The organism is Marinomonas piezotolerans (assembly GCF_003362755.1).
Lineage (GTDB): Bacteria > Pseudomonadota > Gammaproteobacteria > Pseudomonadales > Marinomonadaceae > Marinomonas > Marinomonas piezotolerans.
Genome location: NZ_QKRA01000006.1, coordinates 33995 through 50398 on the forward strand (window position 1 = coordinate 33995; position 16404 = coordinate 50398).

Genomic DNA, 16404 nt, shown 5'->3' on the forward strand with positions numbered 1-16404 from the left:
AGTCAAACCTCTTTAACGAACAGGTAACCCTTACTACGAATAGTTTTAATACGTCGAGGATGTATTGGATCATCACCAATTTTAGAGCGAATTCGAGAAATGCGCACATCGACAGATCGATCTTGGCCGTCATATTCTATACCGCGCAATTCGCCGAATATTTCTTCGCGACTAAGAATACGACCCGCATTGCTGGCCAAGAGCCATAGCAAGTCAAATTCAGCACTTGTTAGCTCAATTTCCTCTCCATCGCGCCACGCCTCGCGACGAGAATTGTCTACAACCAACTGGCCAAACTCCAACGTTTGCTCCACACCGGCGTCAACTACTCCTTGATCAACATCTTGGGTACTACGTCGTAGCAAAGATTGTACACGTGCCAACAACACCCTAGGTTTCGCTGGCTTAGAAACGTAATCATCCGCACCAATTTCGAGACCCAAAATCTGATCGACGTCATCACTGCGCGCGGTAAGCATCAGGATAGGCCCCTTATACTCATTGCGAACACTGCGACAGACTGTAAACCCATCCGCGCCGGGTAACATCAAGTCTAAAATTACTAGAGATGGCTGCTCCTTAACAATTCGCGAAATAGCATTGCGACCATCGGGCTCCACCTCTACCGTAAAACCATTTTTTTGCAAGTATTCTTGGGTCAACGTAGCAAGACGCTCATCATCCTCAACAATCAATATGGATTGGGGTTCATTCACGCTCATATTTCGTCCTCGTCCGTTTGGCACTTTCATAAAACCTTTAAGATCAATCTACTAGAAGATCCCGGATTTGTCTAACACGCTCACGGTTTACATTTAAGTCATCATAACCAACCCGAGAAGCGGACCGCACATGCATGACACTGTCAGCTTCAGGGAAGTAAAGCTCTAAGTCGTCTTGAAAATCAAATAAATCGCTTTCCACTACGATATGCGAATAGCCAAGCCTGCTGTCAACCAAACGCGCATTACCACTCTCTAAAAAGTGCTTTTCTAGCTTCAGCTGCACAGCTTTGACCGTGTCTTTGTATAAGATCGGCTCAGCGTAATGCTGAACGTCTTCGGGAGACGCTTGTGTTGAAATACAATTAGGTGTATCTGGGCATGGCAATAACAATCCATCGGTTACACCTAACCCCTCTGGCATATCACTATTCAAATCGACATATATGAAAAAGCCAACTAGCATCGCAATGATCACTACAAATATCCATCGCACCATGCTCATTCCACACAATCCCCTTATCTAAATGATCTACGTCCAGGTTTCTTAGGTTTGAACTCTTGTTTTTCAGAGCCACTTTGCCAATCAAAGCCTTTGTCACGACGCTTTGTTCGCGCAACACTTCCACTTACGCGGGAGCCACGTTGACGTTTTCGGTCATGTACTTCTTGCTGACTCTTAATGTCAACTTTACGATGCGGTAAATTTACCAATTCGCACAATGCAGAGACATCGTCGTCTTCCATCTCTACCCATCTGCCTACTTTAGCTTTAGAAGGCAGAAAAACTGGGCCAAAGCGTACACGCTTTAGTCGGTTTACTTTAACGCCTTGAGATTCCCACAAACGACGCACCTCTCGATTCCGACCTTCCATTAGGCACACGTAGAACCAGCGGTTAATTCCTTCACCGCCGCCATCAACGATATCGGTAAACTGGGCGATTCCGTCTTCTAATAACACCCCTTTTTTAAGATTCTCTTGATGTTCCTCAGTGACCGTCCCCATCACTCGTACAAGGTATTCTCGGTCAATCTCGGTAGAAGGATGCATCAGTCGATTTGCCAGTTCACCATCCGTTGTAAACAGCAATAAACCGGATGTATTTATATCCAAGCGACCAACAGCAATCCAACGACTGCCGCGTAATTTTGGTAAACGATCAAAGACGGTGGGGCGCCCTTCTGGATCTTTACGAGTACACACCTCCCCTTCAGGCTTGTTGTAAATGATGACACGACGCTCTAACTCGTCCACCGCCGTCGCTTTAACTGGCTCGCCATCAAATTCAATTACGTCATCCGAGCGCACCCTGTCGCCTAGCTTGGCAATGGCTCCGTTGACTGTTACACGCCCTTCTCGGATACGATTTTCCATTTCACGGCGGGATCCCACACCAGCTCTCGCTAGCACTTTCTGTAATTTCTCGTCCATTACGACCTCTTTTGGGAATGCTTCTCAGCAACCCATTGTTAGTAACTGTTTAAAATATATTTGTGGCATTGCCTAACGCATTGTTGAGAGCATTATAGTCACAACGCCAAGCGCTTCATAGTTAGAAGTATTGTGTTTTCATTCAAACGGTGCAGGGTCACCCGCTCCCACTCGAACCACTTTAATCTCTTCTGAATCCATCGCCACGACTGTCGTGGGTTGCATTCCACAAAAGCCCCCGTCAATCACTAAGTCTAACTGGTGCTGGAGTGTATCTCGAATGTCATACGGGTCCATCATGGGGTCCGTCTCGCCTGGCAGTATCAGTGACGAACTCATAATTGGCTCGCCTAATTCTGCTAGTAAATCCTGTACTATTTTATTATCTGGCACGCGAATACCAATCGTTTTACGTTTCGGATGCATCAATCGACGAGGCACTTCCGATGTCGCATTAAATATAAACGTGTATGGCCCCGGCGTATGGTGCTTGAGCAACCGATATAATGTGTTATCGAACCGAGCATAAGTCGAAATCTCAGATAAGTCCTTACAAACAAGTGTAAAGTTATGCTTATCATCTAAGCGACGTATCGTTCGAATTTTTTCCAAAGCTGCCTTATCACCGATATGACACCCTAAGGAATACCCACAGTCTGTCGGATACGCGATAACGCCACCTTCCCGAATGACTTGGGCGGCCTGCTTTATAAGACGGGCTTGTGGATTTTCTGGATGAATCTGAAAAAATTGACTCAATCTATTATCTCCAAATTATTGTTGCCACGAATACCAAACGGGAGCGATCTCTTGTTCATGTATTTGAGTATAGTGTCCAACATTTGTCCATGGGCCAAATGCGCCATGAAAGTCACTACCAACAGATGCTTTGAACTCAAATTCCCGTGAAAGACGTTCCAGGAACCGCACGTGATCAGGACGTTCATTTCCCGAAGCCACTTCTATTGCTGTGCCACCATGACGCTTGAAATCAGCCATCACTGCCTTAAGTTTAGTCACCGTGATTGGATAGCGCTTGGGATGCGCTAGTATCAGTTCACAACCGCTCGATTTAAGTTCAGGCAAGATCTCTTCTAATTGCGGCCAAACGTCTCGAATTTGACCAATTTTCTTGTTACTCAAAAACTGATCGAAGGCTTTATTCATATCTTTTACCATACCCTCGCGCACCATAACTTTAGCAAAATGGGGGCGACCTAACTGGCTTTCACCAGCTTCCTCTATAGCCTTATTGAATAAATCAGGAAGACCTTTTTTTACCAATAAGTCCGCAATCTGTCGGCCTCGATCCAGCCTGACTACCTGATTGCGATGAGTCCATCGAAGTAAAGCGGGATCACCTTGATCAAAGCCAAGTGCGACCATATGCAATGGGATTTTGTTCCATGCAACAGAGAGTTCGCAGCCGTTAATCAACTGAACTCCTTCTCTTTCAGCGACTTGTCTGGCTTCGTCTAAGCCGGCTAGCGTATCGTGATCCGTCAGCGCCAACATCGTCACCCCTTTTTCTTTCGCCAACAAAACTAACTCTGACGGAGTAAGCTTTCCATCTGATGCGGTAGAGTGAGTATGCAAGTCGATTCGCTGGTACAAGTGTTCAGACATCAATAGGGGTATTCTTTCTGGCAGTTGCTAGGTATGATTCTTCGAGCATACAGAAACTGGTTTGACTATGAAATTATTATTCGACTTTTTACCCATTCTTGTATTTTTCTTGGTATATAAATCCACTGGTGACATCATTCTTGCGACGGCTGTGCTTATCCCTGCATCCATTCTGCAAGTGTCATATACGTGGTGGAAACATCGCCAAATTGAGAAAATGCACATCATATCTTTAGCGCTGATCATACTGTTAGGCGGTGCAACGGTTCTGATGGGCGATGGTGACTTCATTAAATGGAAGCCGACCATCGTAAACTGGTTATTTGCCATCGCCTTTTTTGGCAGTCAATTTATTGGCAACCGCAATATCATTGAACGTATGATGGGCGATAAAATACAGCTACCCCATAAAGTCTGGCGCACGCTTAACTTGGCTTGGGTTGGCTTTTTCATTTTGTCGGGAGCCGTCAATTTATATGTTGCCTTCAACTTTAGTGAAGATATTTGGGTAGACTTTAAACTCTTTGGGCTGCTCGGAATGACCATTGTATTTATTATCTTACAAGGCATCTATTTATCATCGCATATACAAAACAAGGAATAGCCTATGCTTTACTCTATTGTGGGCGTGGACATTGAAAACAGCTTGTCGCAACGCTTAGCTGCACGTCCTGACCATTTGAAAAGACTTCAAGATCTGAGAGACCAAGGACGATTATTATTGGCAGGACCTAATCCTGCGATAGATTCTAACGACCCAGGCGAAGCGGGGTTTACTGGTAGTATTGTCGTCGCAAACTTCGATTCGTTAGATGATGCTCAACAGTGGGCTGACTCCGATCCTTATGTTGCGGCAGGCGTGTACGCTAGTGTCAGTGTAAAACCGTTCAAACAAGTTTTTTAGAGTCCGATTGGGCAAACAAAAAAGCGAGCTATAGCTCGCTTTTTTGTTTCACATCAGAATGCCCAAGATTACGTTCAGGGTCGATAACATCCCGCATACGCTGCTTTAAGACTTTAGCTTCGGGAAAACCACCTTGAGTTTTACGGCACCATATTTCTTCGCCATTCACTCGAACCTTGAAAATCCCCCCCTGAGTCGGAATCAAGGTAACGCTTTGGATGTCATCATCAAAGGTGGTTAGCAACTCTTGCGAAAGCCACGCCGCCCGCAACATCCAGCGACACAAGGTACAATACTCTATCTCAACGATCGCTGTTCTCATTCGTATACTCTCTTAAAATTACGCCTTGGCGAACACAACTTAACCCCCTAATATTATGGGCGCTTTTACAATAAGGAAAACCTTCATGAAAAAAAGTTTCATCGTAAGCATGCTACTTGCAACACTCAGTATGCCAAGCTTCGCTACGGAAGTAGACATCAAAACCACTTTAGGAACTATTCGAGTCGACCTAAATGAAGAGGCCGCGCCTAAAACAGTCGATAACTTTTTAAGTTATGTAGATGAAGGCTTTTACAACGATGTTATTTTTCATCGTGTGATCCAAGGATTTATGATCCAAGGCGGTGGTTTTAAAGCGGATTTAGATCGAAAGCAAACCCATCACGCAATCGCCTACGAAGGCAATAATGGGCTATATAATGATCGAGGTACGATAGCAATGGCCCGCACGCAAGACCCGAACAGCGCGACCTCTCAGTTTTTTATAAACCAAGTAGATAATGCATTTCTTAATCATGGCGCACGTGGCTCTGCCGGATATACGGTATTTGGTAAAGTTACAGCTGGCATGGATGTAGTCGACAAGATAGGCGCTACCCCTACAAGAAACGTAGGTCCGTACCAAAATGTCCCCGTAACGCCGGTAATCATTGAGAGCATCAGCCGTGTTAACTAGTTATAGACTTGATGAACCAGCATTGGATTTTGGGGATGATGGCGTCCCCCGATCCAGCGCCTTTGATGATGTTTATTTCGATAAAGACGCTGGTTTAGACGAAACACGCTATGTGTTCTTAGACCACAATCAACTCCCAGATCGCTTCGAGAATCTTAGAACTCGCAATTTCACAATAGCCGAGACAGGCTTTGGGACGGGATTAAACTTTCTGTGCGCCCTTGAATTGTTCCTAAAAAAAGCACCCAAAGAAGGCTGGCTACACTTTATTTCGGTCGAAAAGTACCCAATTTCAAAAGAAAAGCTCACCCAATCCCTTGCCTTATGGCCTAGTTTGGCATCGCTCGCGAAAGCGCTGATAACCCACTACCCAACTCGATGTCACGGATTTCACAGGATAGAACTCCCCGAGTTTCGGACGACCTTAACATTATGGTTTGGAGACGCTCATGACGGGTTTAAAGCCCTTGACGCGCGAGTAGACGCTTGGTTTTTGGACGGGTTTGCCCCAAGCAAAAATCCGGAGATGTGGAGTGACTTACTATTTCAACACATTCAACGTCTAAGTAATCGTGATACAACATTTGCCACGTTTACCGCCGCTGGAATAGTGAGACGGGGGCTTCAAGCCCATGGTTTCGCCGTCACTAAGGTGAAAGGGTTTGGGCATAAACGAGAAATGATGGTTGGCCAATACGCATGTAATGGATTGAACGAAGACCATCAAGGTTCATGGAGCACCATCCGCTCTAATCAGTCTGTTGACCGTATTATCATTATTGGCTCAGGTCTTGCGGGCGCTACGACCGCCTATACTTTGGCACAAAAAGGCGTGCAGGTGACGGTCTGGGAACAGGGGGAAGTTATTGCTTGCGGCGCCTCTGGGAATGAACAAGGCATGCTTTACCCAAAGCTCGGGGCAACAGATACGCCTGTGAACCGTCTGTATTTAAGCAGTTACCTATATGCCCATAGATTCTATAGTCAATTAAGCTCAAACTATGATTCCAAACCATTATGGACGGCCTGCGGCTTAAAACAAATTGCAAAGAATGACAGCGAAAAATCAAAGTTTAATAAGGTGCTGGAGTCTGAACTCTATCCGGATAGTGTGATTCAGGCCCAAAGCGAGTCCCTTCATTTACCGTTGTCTGGATGGGTTCGGCCTAAAGCTGTGGTTGAAGCACTATTGTCTCACCCAAATATCACTGTTCACCTGAATCGAAAACTGGAAGCGATAGAGACTTCGCCGCAAGGCTTTGAGGTTTTCTCGGGGAAAAAGTCTTACCAATGCTCCCATCTGGTAATATGCACAGCTAACCAACACCACCTGCTTAATCCATGGTTGCGACTACCAACCAAAGCCATTCGCGGGCAAGTGTCGCAGTTAGATATCCAAACGCTGTCCAAAAGCGATCAATCTTTGGTGCAAGAATTAACTCAAGTCTTGTGCGGCGATGGTTACGTATCGCCAGCGCTGGACAACCAACTCAATTTTGGCGCAACTTACGATCTGCATGACACATCGCTGGAGATTATTAACGAAAGTCACCAAGTAAACTTAGATAAGTTGTCGGCACTGCTCCCTTTGGATACCTCAAAAATACAAACTTCGCAGCTGAGAGGGCGTGCCGCTTTACGCTGCACCGTCTCAGACTATACTCCGATTGTTGGTCCTGTCTCGGAAACAAAAACCTTGTTAGAGCAGTTTGCGACACTTAGAACCAATGCGAAATGGCAAAGCAAACAGGCAGCGCAACTAGTAGATGGGCTCTATATAAATATTGGACATGGCTCTAGAGGGCTAGTCAGTGCGCCCCTATGTGCTAGCTACTTAAGTAGCCTAATACTGAAAGAGCCCTGCCCTATCGAAATTAGCGCTACCGAAGCTCTACACCCTAATCGATTTACGATACGGCAACTGAAGAAAGGGGAAGCATAAACATTCCCCCATAAATCTAATTTAACAGCTATTACGCAATGTCAAATAAATCACAAGCACGTGGAATCAGCTCGTCTAAGCGCTGATAAGTAGTTGGGCGATATACGATATCAGACATACCTGGGTGTAAAGATCGAAGTTTATCGCTTAACTGCACTACACCTGGATTGATGGGTTCATAGGGGTAAATATGATCTTGAATACTTAATTTATGTAACTCATCTAGCTCATCCTGAAGCATAGTTTTCATGGCGAAAAACCAATCCTTGCTATTTATATCATTTGTTTCCCAATATGCGTCAGACAAAGCGCTGTTAAGTTCGTAAAATACATGTAACGCATCAGATACAGTTTTTTGACTCATAGTGTCTCCATAAAGTGGGCATTGTGTTTACATTCACCCTTGTATTGATAGATGCTAACCCCATAACCAGACTCTAGCCACGAAAAAATGTAGGTAATTTGACCTTGAGTAAGACAATGCAAGCTGACGTGACATCTGACAACTTGTGGCCATCATTACAAGCCGAAGCTGAAAAGCTAGCACAAGATGAACCCATTTTAGCAAGTTATTTTAATACCACCATACTTAGGCATGACTCTTTAAGCTCTGCTTTAAGCTTTTTGCTGGCCAGTAAGTTAGACAGCATATCGATTCCCGCCATGGTGTTACGGGAAGTGTTTCAAGAAGCGATGGAAGATCCAGAGTCAAAAATTGTTGATTGTATGGCTCAAGACATTATTTCAATTAAAGAACGTGATGCGGCCGTTGACTGCTTCACAACACCACTGCTATTTTTCAAAGGTTTCCACGCCTTGCAAACGTACCGCGTTGCTAATTGGCTTTGGAAGCAAAATCGAAAAAGCTTAGCCATGTATCTTCAAGGCCAGATGTCTATGACATTCAGTGTCGACATACATCCTGCAGCGCGCATTGGTTGTGGCATCATGCTTGACCACGCCACCGGTTTAGTAGTCGGTGAGACATGTGTGATCGAAGATAACGTATCCATCCTTCAATCGGTTACATTAGGCGGTACAGGTAAGGAAACTGGAGATCGACATCCAAAAATCCGTTCTGGTGTACTTATCGGTGCTGGTGCAAAGATTCTTGGTAACATTGAAGTTGGCGAAGGAGCGAAAATCGGCGCCGGTAGTGTTGTCCTTGATCCCGTCGCATCTCATACAACCGTTGCTGGCGTTCCAGCGAAAGTTGTCGGACGCAACACTGAGCTGGAACCTTCTAGGGAAATGGATCATACCATTAAAGGCTGTGTTCGAGATTAGGCCAAGTTTGCCAAATGAGGACGACTTACGTTAGAAGTCCTCATTAGAAGGCACATGCCCTTAGTATCGCTGTTGAATAGATTGTTTAGAGATTAATTGAATCGTCTCACTTTCTGTATCAAATACAAGAACCGCCTCACCTGAATGAAGCGACTTCAATGCCTGAAGCCGCTTTTGCTCCAAAGACAAGTCATACTCACCATAGTCTGTGCCATCTCGAGTAACAATGTCGTTTAGGACGTTCTCAAGCGTTTCTGGGTCGAGCGTATCGTGCGGGATCAGGGTATCCAAACCTATACCACTCCATATTCAGTTAGCATGTCATGCAAAGCGGACTCATCCATAATATCAACACCTAGATTTTGCGCTTTAGTAAGCTTTGAACCTGCTTTTTCTCCTGCAATTAAACAGTGAGTTTTGGCAGATACCGAGCCGCTCACCTTAGCCCCTAGTTGGATCAGTAGATCTTTAACTTCGTCTCTAGAGTATTGCGACAATGTTCCCGTCACAACAAACGTCTTACCTTCTAACGGTTGCTCAGACGCTGCTTTTTTTGATTGCCAGTGTATTCCATGCTCCAACAGACCTCTGACAATCGCCACGTTTTCTTCTTGATCAAAGAAAAGACGAATATGCTGAGCTACGATCGGACCAATGTCTTCAACCTCTATCAGCTCTTCTTGCGTCGCACTCATCAAGGCTTCAATATCACCAAAATACTGAGTCAAAGAACGAGCCGTTGCTTCGCCCACCTCTCGGATACCTAAAGAATATATAAAGCGGTTAAACTGCGTATTCTTCGCTTCTTCAATCGCATTCAACAACTTTTCTACGGATTTGTCTCCCATACGCTCCATGGTCAGCAATCGTGCAGGTTTGTTCTTCAATAGAAAAATGTCTACTGGCGTTTTAACCAGCTCAGCGTCAACCAACTGCTCTATCAACTTGTCTCCTAGCCCGTCAATATCCAACGCTTTACGGGAAACAAAATGTTTGAGGCTCTCTTTTAATTGCGCGCCGCAGACAAGGCCGCCGGTACAGCGTTGAACAGCTTCGCCTTCAACACGTTCGACGTCAGACTCACAAACAGGGCAATGAGTTGGGAATACCACCTCTTGAGCTTCCTCAGTACGGCGGTCTTCTAGTACCTGAACCACCTGAGGAATTACGTCGCCAGCACGTCGAATCACGACCCAATCATGTATTTTTACGCCTAAGCGCTCTATCTCATCTTGATTATGCAATGTGGCATTAGAGACCGTTACCCCACCAACAAACGTTGGCTTGAGACGCGCCACAGGCGTGATCGCACCAGTGCGGCCTACTTGAAAATCTACCCCTAGTATTTGGGATACCTCTTCCTGCGCCGGGAATTTTCGCGCTATCGCCCAACGGGGAGCTCGGGCAACAAAGCCTAGCTGCTTCTGCTGCGCAATACTATCAACTTTATAAACAATCCCATCTATGTCATAACTTAACGAGGCCCGTTGCTCAGAGAGACGGGAATAATACTCTAGACACCCTTCAACTCCCGTCACACGCGCCATCAGATTATTGGTTTTGAAGCCCCACTCAGCCAGCTGCATCAAGCCATCATAATGACTCTCAGGCTGCTGCCACCCTTCAACGTAACCAATGCTGTATGCGCACAATACTAGTGGACGCGACGCTGTGATTTTTGGATCAAGCTGACGCAAACTTCCTGCAGCCGCATTACGCGGGTTTACAAATGTCTTTTCGCCTTTTTGAGCCGCCGCTTCATTGAGCTTTTCAAAGCCTTCTTTCGGCATGTAAATTTCACCACGCACCTCTAAAACGGGAGGTGGATTGTCGGTGCGTAGTTTTAGCGGGACAGAATAAATTGTTTTGATATTGGACGTGATATCTTCCCCTGATAGACCATCTCCACGTGTAACGCCTCGCACTAAGCGGCCATTCTCATAACGTAAACTAATCGCTAAACCATCTAATTTCGGTTCGCAGCAATACACAATTTCAGTTTGACCGCTGAGTTTACGCAACCGCTCATCAAAGTCCTTCATACTGGCGTCATCAAAGGCATTGTCCAATGACAACATCGCCACAGTATGCTCGACCGTGGTAAACCCGTTATCAGGCTTCTCACCAACGCGTTGTGTAGGGGAGTCTGATTGAACCCAATCTGGGTGCTGTTGTTCTATCGTTTGTAACTCTCTATAACAACGATCATACTCGGCATCAGGCACCAATGGCTCATCTTTAACATGATAGGCATAACTGTAGTCGTTAAGTGTTTGAATCAAGGCCATCATGTCATCAAAAGAATCGGCTCGTGTATCACTCATAAAAGTCTCGGAAATAGGTTCGTATAAATACTAAAGGCCCCGACGGGGCCTTTCAGAAAAATTGCGTTTATGCCTGACGCACCTAACGTTTATTTTTAGTTAGCTGACGCCGCTCAAAATCTTTGATCCGCTGACGGCAGTGAGCGATAGTTTGATCACTCATGGGCGAACGGCGCTCATCACGTAACTCTCCACCTAAATTTCGTACCAAGGCTTGAGCAGTTTCCAACATAAAGTCAAAGGCTTTCATACTATTCTTTGGCCCTGGTAATCCCATGAAAAAGCTCACCCCAGGACAGTTTTGCTCGCCCATCGTATCTAGGTCAAACGTACCAGGCTCCATAGCATTTGCCATAGAAAACTGAATTTTTCCTTTGTCAAAACCTTCTTCATGGCGATGAAATATATCCATCTCACCATAACGCATTCCGCAGTTGAGCACCAATTGCAATAGCTCCATACCTGCAAAAGAGGATCCTTCTGGAGCAAATACATTAATCACAATCACTTCTTCAATCTCAGCTTCTTCGTCTGACTCGTCTTCTTCGATCGAAGTATGGGCATCGGACTGGTCAAGATCGACGCTGCTATAATCACGCTCATAACTTTCAGACAAAGATTCATCTTCGTCTCGACCTACATCTAGCTCATCGTAAGCACCATCGTAGCCGTCGTACAGCACATCGCTGTAATCTTGCTCTGCATCGACATTGGAATTCAAATCATCGTTAAACCGCTCGGGAACTAACGAAGCCAGCTCATCCATTTCAAATTGATCATTACGATCAAGTTTGGGGCCGGAATCTACTTTATGAGGGACATCCGTCAAGGGGCCTCGCGCTGTTTTACGAGCGTTTTCAAAGGCATTCATTACTGGGTCATTCGACTCTCCAGAATAACCAATGGGCCGTGCGCCGCCATTTGGTAATTCTCGGCGTAAAGTCGCCTCTTTTGCCAATTCCTCTGGGTCACGATAATCATCTTCTTCATCTACGTACGAATCGACGCTCTGAGATTTACGATATCGACGGTAACCATCCACTAAAATACCAGCGATGATGATCACCCCAATTAAAATTAGCCACTCACGCAAGCTAAACTCCATTACAAAAATCCGCTATAGATCAATAAATTTGATTGTATTATCAGTCGAAGCGCACTTGGTTTCAATTATAAGGCGACATTGACTCGAAAAATCTTCTCACTATTACTCGGTATGGACGACAATTGGCCTACAACTTGACCTTGTGTAAGATCATTTGAGCGCATCGACGAGCGTTTAACCACCACATTGACCTCATCCACATCTGCAAGCGTCTCGTCAGACATAAGATTATCCAAATTAGTAAGAACTATTGGTAATTGGGCTTGTGTCGCTGACACCTGCTGAATTGAAATAGGTAAAGATGTTCCTTTACGTTGAGCATACACCAAAAACACATCATCACTCGTTAACAGTCGAGCATCCAAATTAAGCTGCAATATTAACTTGTGTGTTACGACAGGGGGAATCATTTGCTCTGTGATTCCTCCTTGCTTACGTGCAACCTCAATACCTGACAATAAATCGCCACGCTGTCGACGATCCGCACCCTGCTTGATTGCGTTTTGCCACACCAAGATAGCGCTTTCGTAATGTTGGCTACTAAATTCAATCATTCCTTGCAGTCCAAGCGCTTTAGGATTATTCGGATCAACCCCTAATGCTTGCGCTACAACCTGAGCCATGCCCTCGGAAACTTTGTTATTGTTTGCATAGAATAATGCCTGAGCTAGCTCAACTAGGACTTCTCCTCTTTCATCTGTGTCGCCTTCCATGCGAGCAAGGGTTGCTCTATATGACGATACTGCGGCGTCATATTCCTGCGCCAAGACTTGATTATTTGCCTGATAAAACCAATCTTCAGCCCTATCATAACGTCGTACCCTATACGCCAAAAAATCGGCAACATCTTGTTCACTCGCGGACTGGTCTAACATCTTTTGTGTAAACAGGGTCTCTTCTGAAAAACCAAGCTTTTGATACAATGCAACGGCACCAACAATCACCACCGCTATCATTGCAGACAACGCAACCCTAGCTACTTTAATGTCATTATTAAAATTTACATGACGATGAAAACATATAGACTCAGACTCTGAACGAGCATCTTTCAATAGCTGGTCAGACTCTTCAGATGTCAACCGACCGACTTCCCTCTCTTCAATCACCTCTTGTCGGCGTATCGCTTGGAAATCAATTGTTGGAGAGCTCGTAGTAGCATTAGCAGAGCGAACTAGATAATGCATGACATACCAAACACTCAAAACCGTTACCGCCGCCATTAGCAACCAAGCAATAATCATCCGTCTAACTCCTTCGCCGTCCGACGATTACGCATCATAATCAATACAAAAATACCTGCGCCTATAAATAAAAGGGCGAACGGGCCGTACCAAAGTAGTAATGTACTCTGCTTATGAGCGGGGCGATATAAAACGAATTCACCGTAACGAGCGACCATATAATCGATAATTTGTTGATCGGTCTGCCCTGCAATGATCATCTCATATACCTGCCCACGTAGATCGACCGCTATACCGGCATTGGAATCCTCCAGATTTTGATTTTGGCACTTTGGGCAACGAAGCTCTTCTATTAAGGCATAATAACGCTGCTCTAAAGTAGGTGATTCAAACTCTCGAATCTCATTTGCGGTTGTTCCAAGACTAACCACAACCCCAATCATCAATACCAGCCAATGCAGATATCTCATCGCTGCATATATCCTTTCAAGGTCTTCCATACTTCGGCGTTAACGACACCTTGATGGCGATACAAAACCACTCCGTCACCAGAAATTACGAACGTTTCTGGTGCTCCGGTAATCCCCATGTCGACACCAAAGTGCCCCATTTCATCCGTTAAAACCATTGAATAGGGATTACCGCGCTCAGCTAGCCATTTTTTGGCAGCCTCTGTTTCATCCTTATAATCTATGCCGACTATATTCACGCCCTGCTCAGCTAACTCTCCTAAATAGGCGTGCTCCGCGCTACAAGAAGGGCACCAAGTCGCCCAAAAATTCATAAGATAAGGGGTATCAGGCAGTGCCTCGTTGGTCGTAACTGTATTGCTAGATAAATCTATCAATTGAAAATCAGGGACTTGTTTACCTATTAGTGCTGATGGCATGTATTCCGTGTCTTTCCCTAATTGCTGATAGAACACGATACCCAGTGCAATGAAGGCCATAAGAGGTAAACCAAATAACAATTTTCTCAATTTAAACTCCTGCTTTACGTCGATATCGCTTATCAAACGCGGCCAACAGGCCACCTGCCATCATCAAAAGCCCACCAAGCCAAATCCAGCGCACAAACGATTTTATGTAGATTCTTACACTCCAAGCCTCTTGGCTTAACTTCTCCCCTAACGAAATATATAGATCACGGGTGAAACCTGGGCTTAATGCAGCCTCAGTCATCATTTGCTGCCGCGCTTTATAAAGGCGCTTTTCTGGTTTCATCTGAGCAACCCGTTTATCCCCATCGTATACATTTATGATTGCTTGCTCGGCGACATAATTAGGGCCTTGGATTCGTATCGAGCCTTGTAATTCAAATGCGTAGTTACCAACCACAACCTTGTCCCCGGGGGCCATACGCACAATGGTTTCTGTACTGTTCATACTGACGAAAATAACCCCAACCAACGTCACTGCTACCCCAAAATGGGCCAGCAGCATGCCGTAGTACTGACGCGGCAATTTTTTTGCTCTTAACCAAATGGACTGGCGTGCCGCCGACACCTTATCAAACCAATCGCGCGCCACCATGAAAACCAACCACAATGCGATAGAAAAGCTAAGCCACAAATACCAATCAAATACATGAAACGTAAACACCAACGCCGAAAATGCAATAGCGAGAATTGCAGGCATGATTGCTATATGAACCAACCATTTTCCTTTAGTACTATGCCATTTAGACAAAGGTGCTATGCCCATGAATACAATCAGTAGGAGCGATATCGGTCCAAAAACAGCGTTGAAATACGGTGCACCGACCGATATTTTTCCTAATGAAAACGCATCAAATACCAAAGGATAAAGAGTCCCAAGTAGAACAGTCAGAGTCAAAATTGTGAGTAAAATATTATTAATAAGTAACCAAGCTTCTCGACCGGTTGCGCCAAAGCTCACAACAGACCTAACCTGTGATGCACGAACTGCATAAAGCAACAATGAGCCACCAATGATAATAACGAGTAGCGCTAGAATAAAAACACCTCGAGTCGGATCTGCGGCAAAAGCATGCACCGAGGTTAAAACGCCAGAGCGTACTAAAAAGGTCCCTAACAACGATAAACTAAAGGTAAAGATCGCTAACAATACGGTCCAGCTTTTAAAAACACCTCGCTTTTCTGTCACTGCAAGAGAGTGGATCAATGCCGTACCAGCGAGCCAAGGCATTAATGATGCATTCTCCACTGGATCCCAAAACCACCAACCGCCCCAACCAAGTTCATAGTAGGCCCACCAGCTTCCTAATGTGATTCCAAGCGTCAAAAATGCCCAAGACACATTCGTCCAAGGGCGCGCCCAGCGAGCCCACGAAGCATTCAGATTCCCTGTGATAAGGGCTGCAATAGCAAATGCAAACGCGACAGAGAAGCCCACATATCCCATATACAACATAGGTGGATGAATAATGAGTCCAACATCCTGGAGTAGCGGGTTGAGGTCTGCGCCATCTATTGGATGATCCGGTAGCAATCGTATAAATGGGGACGAAGTGAACAGAATAAATAATAGAAAGCCGGTAGCAATAATGCCCAGCACAGCGAGCACGACAGGGCCCGTAGCGTTAGGAAGCGAATCACTACGATAGGCGACGGCCGCCGCCCAAGCCGATAAAATTGCGATCCATAACAAGAGAGAGCCCTCATGCCCCCCCCAAAGCGCACTGACTTTGAACCAAATCGGCAACAGGCTATTAGAGTGCTGACTCACATATAAAACAGAAAAATCATCGGTCGCAAATGCGACAGCCAGTACAAAAAAACTCAGCCATATCAGTAGCGTCATGACATAGGTTAACGGCTTTGCACTCGTTAATAACACCCTATTGCGAGTATAAAAGCCGACCATTGGTAATGTTGCCAGAGCAACGGCAAACATCATCGCCAATATCAGTGCAAAATGCCCAATTTCGGGAAAAATCA

19 protein-coding genes are annotated in these 16404 nt (G+C 45.3%); 5 read left to right on the plus strand and 14 right to left on the minus strand.

Annotated elements, in window-relative coordinates; all coding sequences use genetic code 11:
• Positions 1-2: 2 nt before the first annotated feature.
• The 5 genes from DN730_RS12730 to DN730_RS12750 form a co-directional block, all read right to left on the minus strand.
• A complete protein-coding gene (locus tag DN730_RS12730) occupies positions 3-722 on the minus strand; it encodes a response regulator (protein ID WP_115468527.1) in 720 nt (239 codons plus the stop codon).
• Between the two features lie 43 nt (positions 723-765).
• Entirely contained in the window at positions 766-1227 is a 462-nt protein-coding gene (locus DN730_RS12735) for a DUF1499 domain-containing protein (protein WP_245957963.1), read from the minus strand.
• A gap of 14 nt (positions 1228-1241) precedes the next feature.
• The gene (rluB, locus tag DN730_RS12740) at positions 1242-2156 is read right to left on the minus strand and encodes a 23S rRNA pseudouridine(2605) synthase RluB (RefSeq protein ID WP_115468528.1); all 915 of its coding nucleotides are present in this window, start codon (positions 2154-2156) and stop codon (positions 1242-1244) included.
• 138 nt (positions 2157-2294) lie between these two features.
• Positions 2295-2915 carry an L-threonylcarbamoyladenylate synthase gene (locus DN730_RS12745; RefSeq protein WP_115468529.1) on the minus strand — a complete coding sequence of 207 codons (621 nt, stop codon included), beginning with the start codon at positions 2913-2915 and terminating at the stop codon, positions 2295-2297.
• A gap of 15 nt (positions 2916-2930) precedes the next feature.
• Positions 2931-3782 carry a PHP domain-containing protein gene (locus DN730_RS12750; RefSeq protein ID WP_115468530.1) on the minus strand — a complete coding sequence of 284 codons (852 nt, stop codon included), beginning with the start codon at positions 3780-3782 and terminating at the stop codon, positions 2931-2933.
• 67 nt (positions 3783-3849) lie between these two features.
• Here DN730_RS12750 and DN730_RS12755 point away from each other — a divergent pair, with 67 nt between their 5' ends.
• Both DN730_RS12755 and DN730_RS12760 read left to right on the plus strand, forming a co-directional pair.
• Positions 3850-4386, plus strand: a complete 537-nt coding sequence (locus DN730_RS12755) for a septation protein A (RefSeq protein ID WP_115468531.1) — start codon at positions 3850-3852, stop codon at positions 4384-4386.
• A 3-nt stretch (positions 4387-4389) separates the two neighbouring features.
• Positions 4390-4686, plus strand: a complete 297-nt coding sequence (locus tag DN730_RS12760; RefSeq protein WP_115468532.1) for a YciI family protein — start codon at positions 4390-4392, stop codon at positions 4684-4686.
• A gap of 28 nt (positions 4687-4714) precedes the next feature.
• Here DN730_RS12760 and DN730_RS12765 read toward each other — a convergent pair whose 3' ends face one another.
• Positions 4715-5008, minus strand: coding sequence for an Rdx family protein (locus DN730_RS12765; protein WP_115468533.1), 294 nt, complete (start codon positions 5006-5008; stop codon positions 4715-4717).
• Positions 5009-5093: 85 nt separating this feature from the next.
• Between DN730_RS12765 and DN730_RS12770 the strand changes: the two genes are divergently transcribed.
• Positions 5094-5645 carry a peptidylprolyl isomerase gene (locus DN730_RS12770; RefSeq protein WP_115468534.1) on the plus strand — a complete coding sequence of 184 codons (552 nt, stop codon included), beginning with the start codon at positions 5094-5096 and terminating at the stop codon, positions 5643-5645.
• Positions 5635-7587, plus strand: a complete 1953-nt coding sequence (gene mnmC / locus DN730_RS12775; RefSeq protein WP_115468535.1) for a bifunctional tRNA (5-methylaminomethyl-2-thiouridine)(34)-methyltransferase MnmC2/FAD-dependent 5-carboxymethylaminomethyl-2-thiouridine(34) oxidoreductase MnmC1 — start codon at positions 5635-5637, stop codon at positions 7585-7587. The genes DN730_RS12770 and mnmC overlap by 11 nt, the downstream gene beginning before the upstream one ends.
• 31 nt (positions 7588-7618) lie before the next feature.
• On the opposite strand, the gene DN730_RS12780 is transcribed toward mnmC, so the two are convergent.
• A complete protein-coding gene (locus tag DN730_RS12780) occupies positions 7619-7951 on the minus strand; it encodes a hypothetical protein (protein WP_115468536.1) in 333 nt (110 codons plus the stop codon).
• Positions 7952-8067: 116 nt separating this feature from the next.
• On the opposite strand from DN730_RS12780, the gene cysE reads away from it, so the two are divergent.
• Entirely contained in the window at positions 8068-8874 is an 807-nt protein-coding gene (gene cysE, locus DN730_RS12785) for a serine O-acetyltransferase (protein WP_115468537.1), read from the plus strand.
• A 60-nt stretch (positions 8875-8934) separates the two neighbouring features.
• Here cysE and DN730_RS12790 read toward each other — a convergent pair whose 3' ends face one another.
• The 7 genes from DN730_RS12790 to DN730_RS12820 all read right to left on the minus strand — a co-directional run bounded on the left by DN730_RS12790 (position 8935) and on the right by DN730_RS12820 (position 16402).
• Positions 8935-9165, minus strand: a complete 231-nt coding sequence (locus DN730_RS12790) for a YheU family protein (protein WP_115468538.1) — start codon at positions 9163-9165, stop codon at positions 8935-8937.
• 2 nt (positions 9166-9167) lie between these two features.
• On the minus strand, positions 9168-11198 hold the full coding sequence (gene ligA / locus DN730_RS12795) for an NAD-dependent DNA ligase LigA (protein ID WP_115468539.1): 2031 nt from the start codon (positions 11196-11198) through the stop codon (positions 9168-9170).
• Positions 11199-11280: 82 nt separating this feature from the next.
• Positions 11281-12291, minus strand: a complete 1011-nt coding sequence (gene zipA, locus DN730_RS12800; RefSeq protein WP_245957964.1) for a cell division protein ZipA — start codon at positions 12289-12291, stop codon at positions 11281-11283.
• A 77-nt stretch (positions 12292-12368) separates the two neighbouring features.
• Positions 12369-13544, minus strand: coding sequence for a tetratricopeptide repeat protein (locus DN730_RS12805; protein WP_115468541.1), 1176 nt, complete (start codon positions 13542-13544; stop codon positions 12369-12371).
• Entirely contained in the window at positions 13541-13954 is a 414-nt protein-coding gene (locus DN730_RS12810; RefSeq protein WP_245957965.1) for a cytochrome c-type biogenesis protein, read from the minus strand. The genes DN730_RS12805 and DN730_RS12810 overlap by 4 nt, the downstream gene beginning before the upstream one ends.
• Entirely contained in the window at positions 13951-14463 is a 513-nt protein-coding gene (locus tag DN730_RS12815) for a DsbE family thiol:disulfide interchange protein (protein ID WP_115468542.1), read from the minus strand. The genes DN730_RS12810 and DN730_RS12815 overlap by 4 nt, the downstream gene beginning before the upstream one ends.
• 1 nt (position 14464) lies before the next feature.
• Complete coding sequence (locus DN730_RS12820) at positions 14465-16402, minus strand: heme lyase CcmF/NrfE family subunit (RefSeq protein ID WP_115468712.1); 1938 nt, start codon at positions 16400-16402, stop codon at positions 14465-14467.
• Positions 16403-16404: the final 2 nt, after the last annotated feature.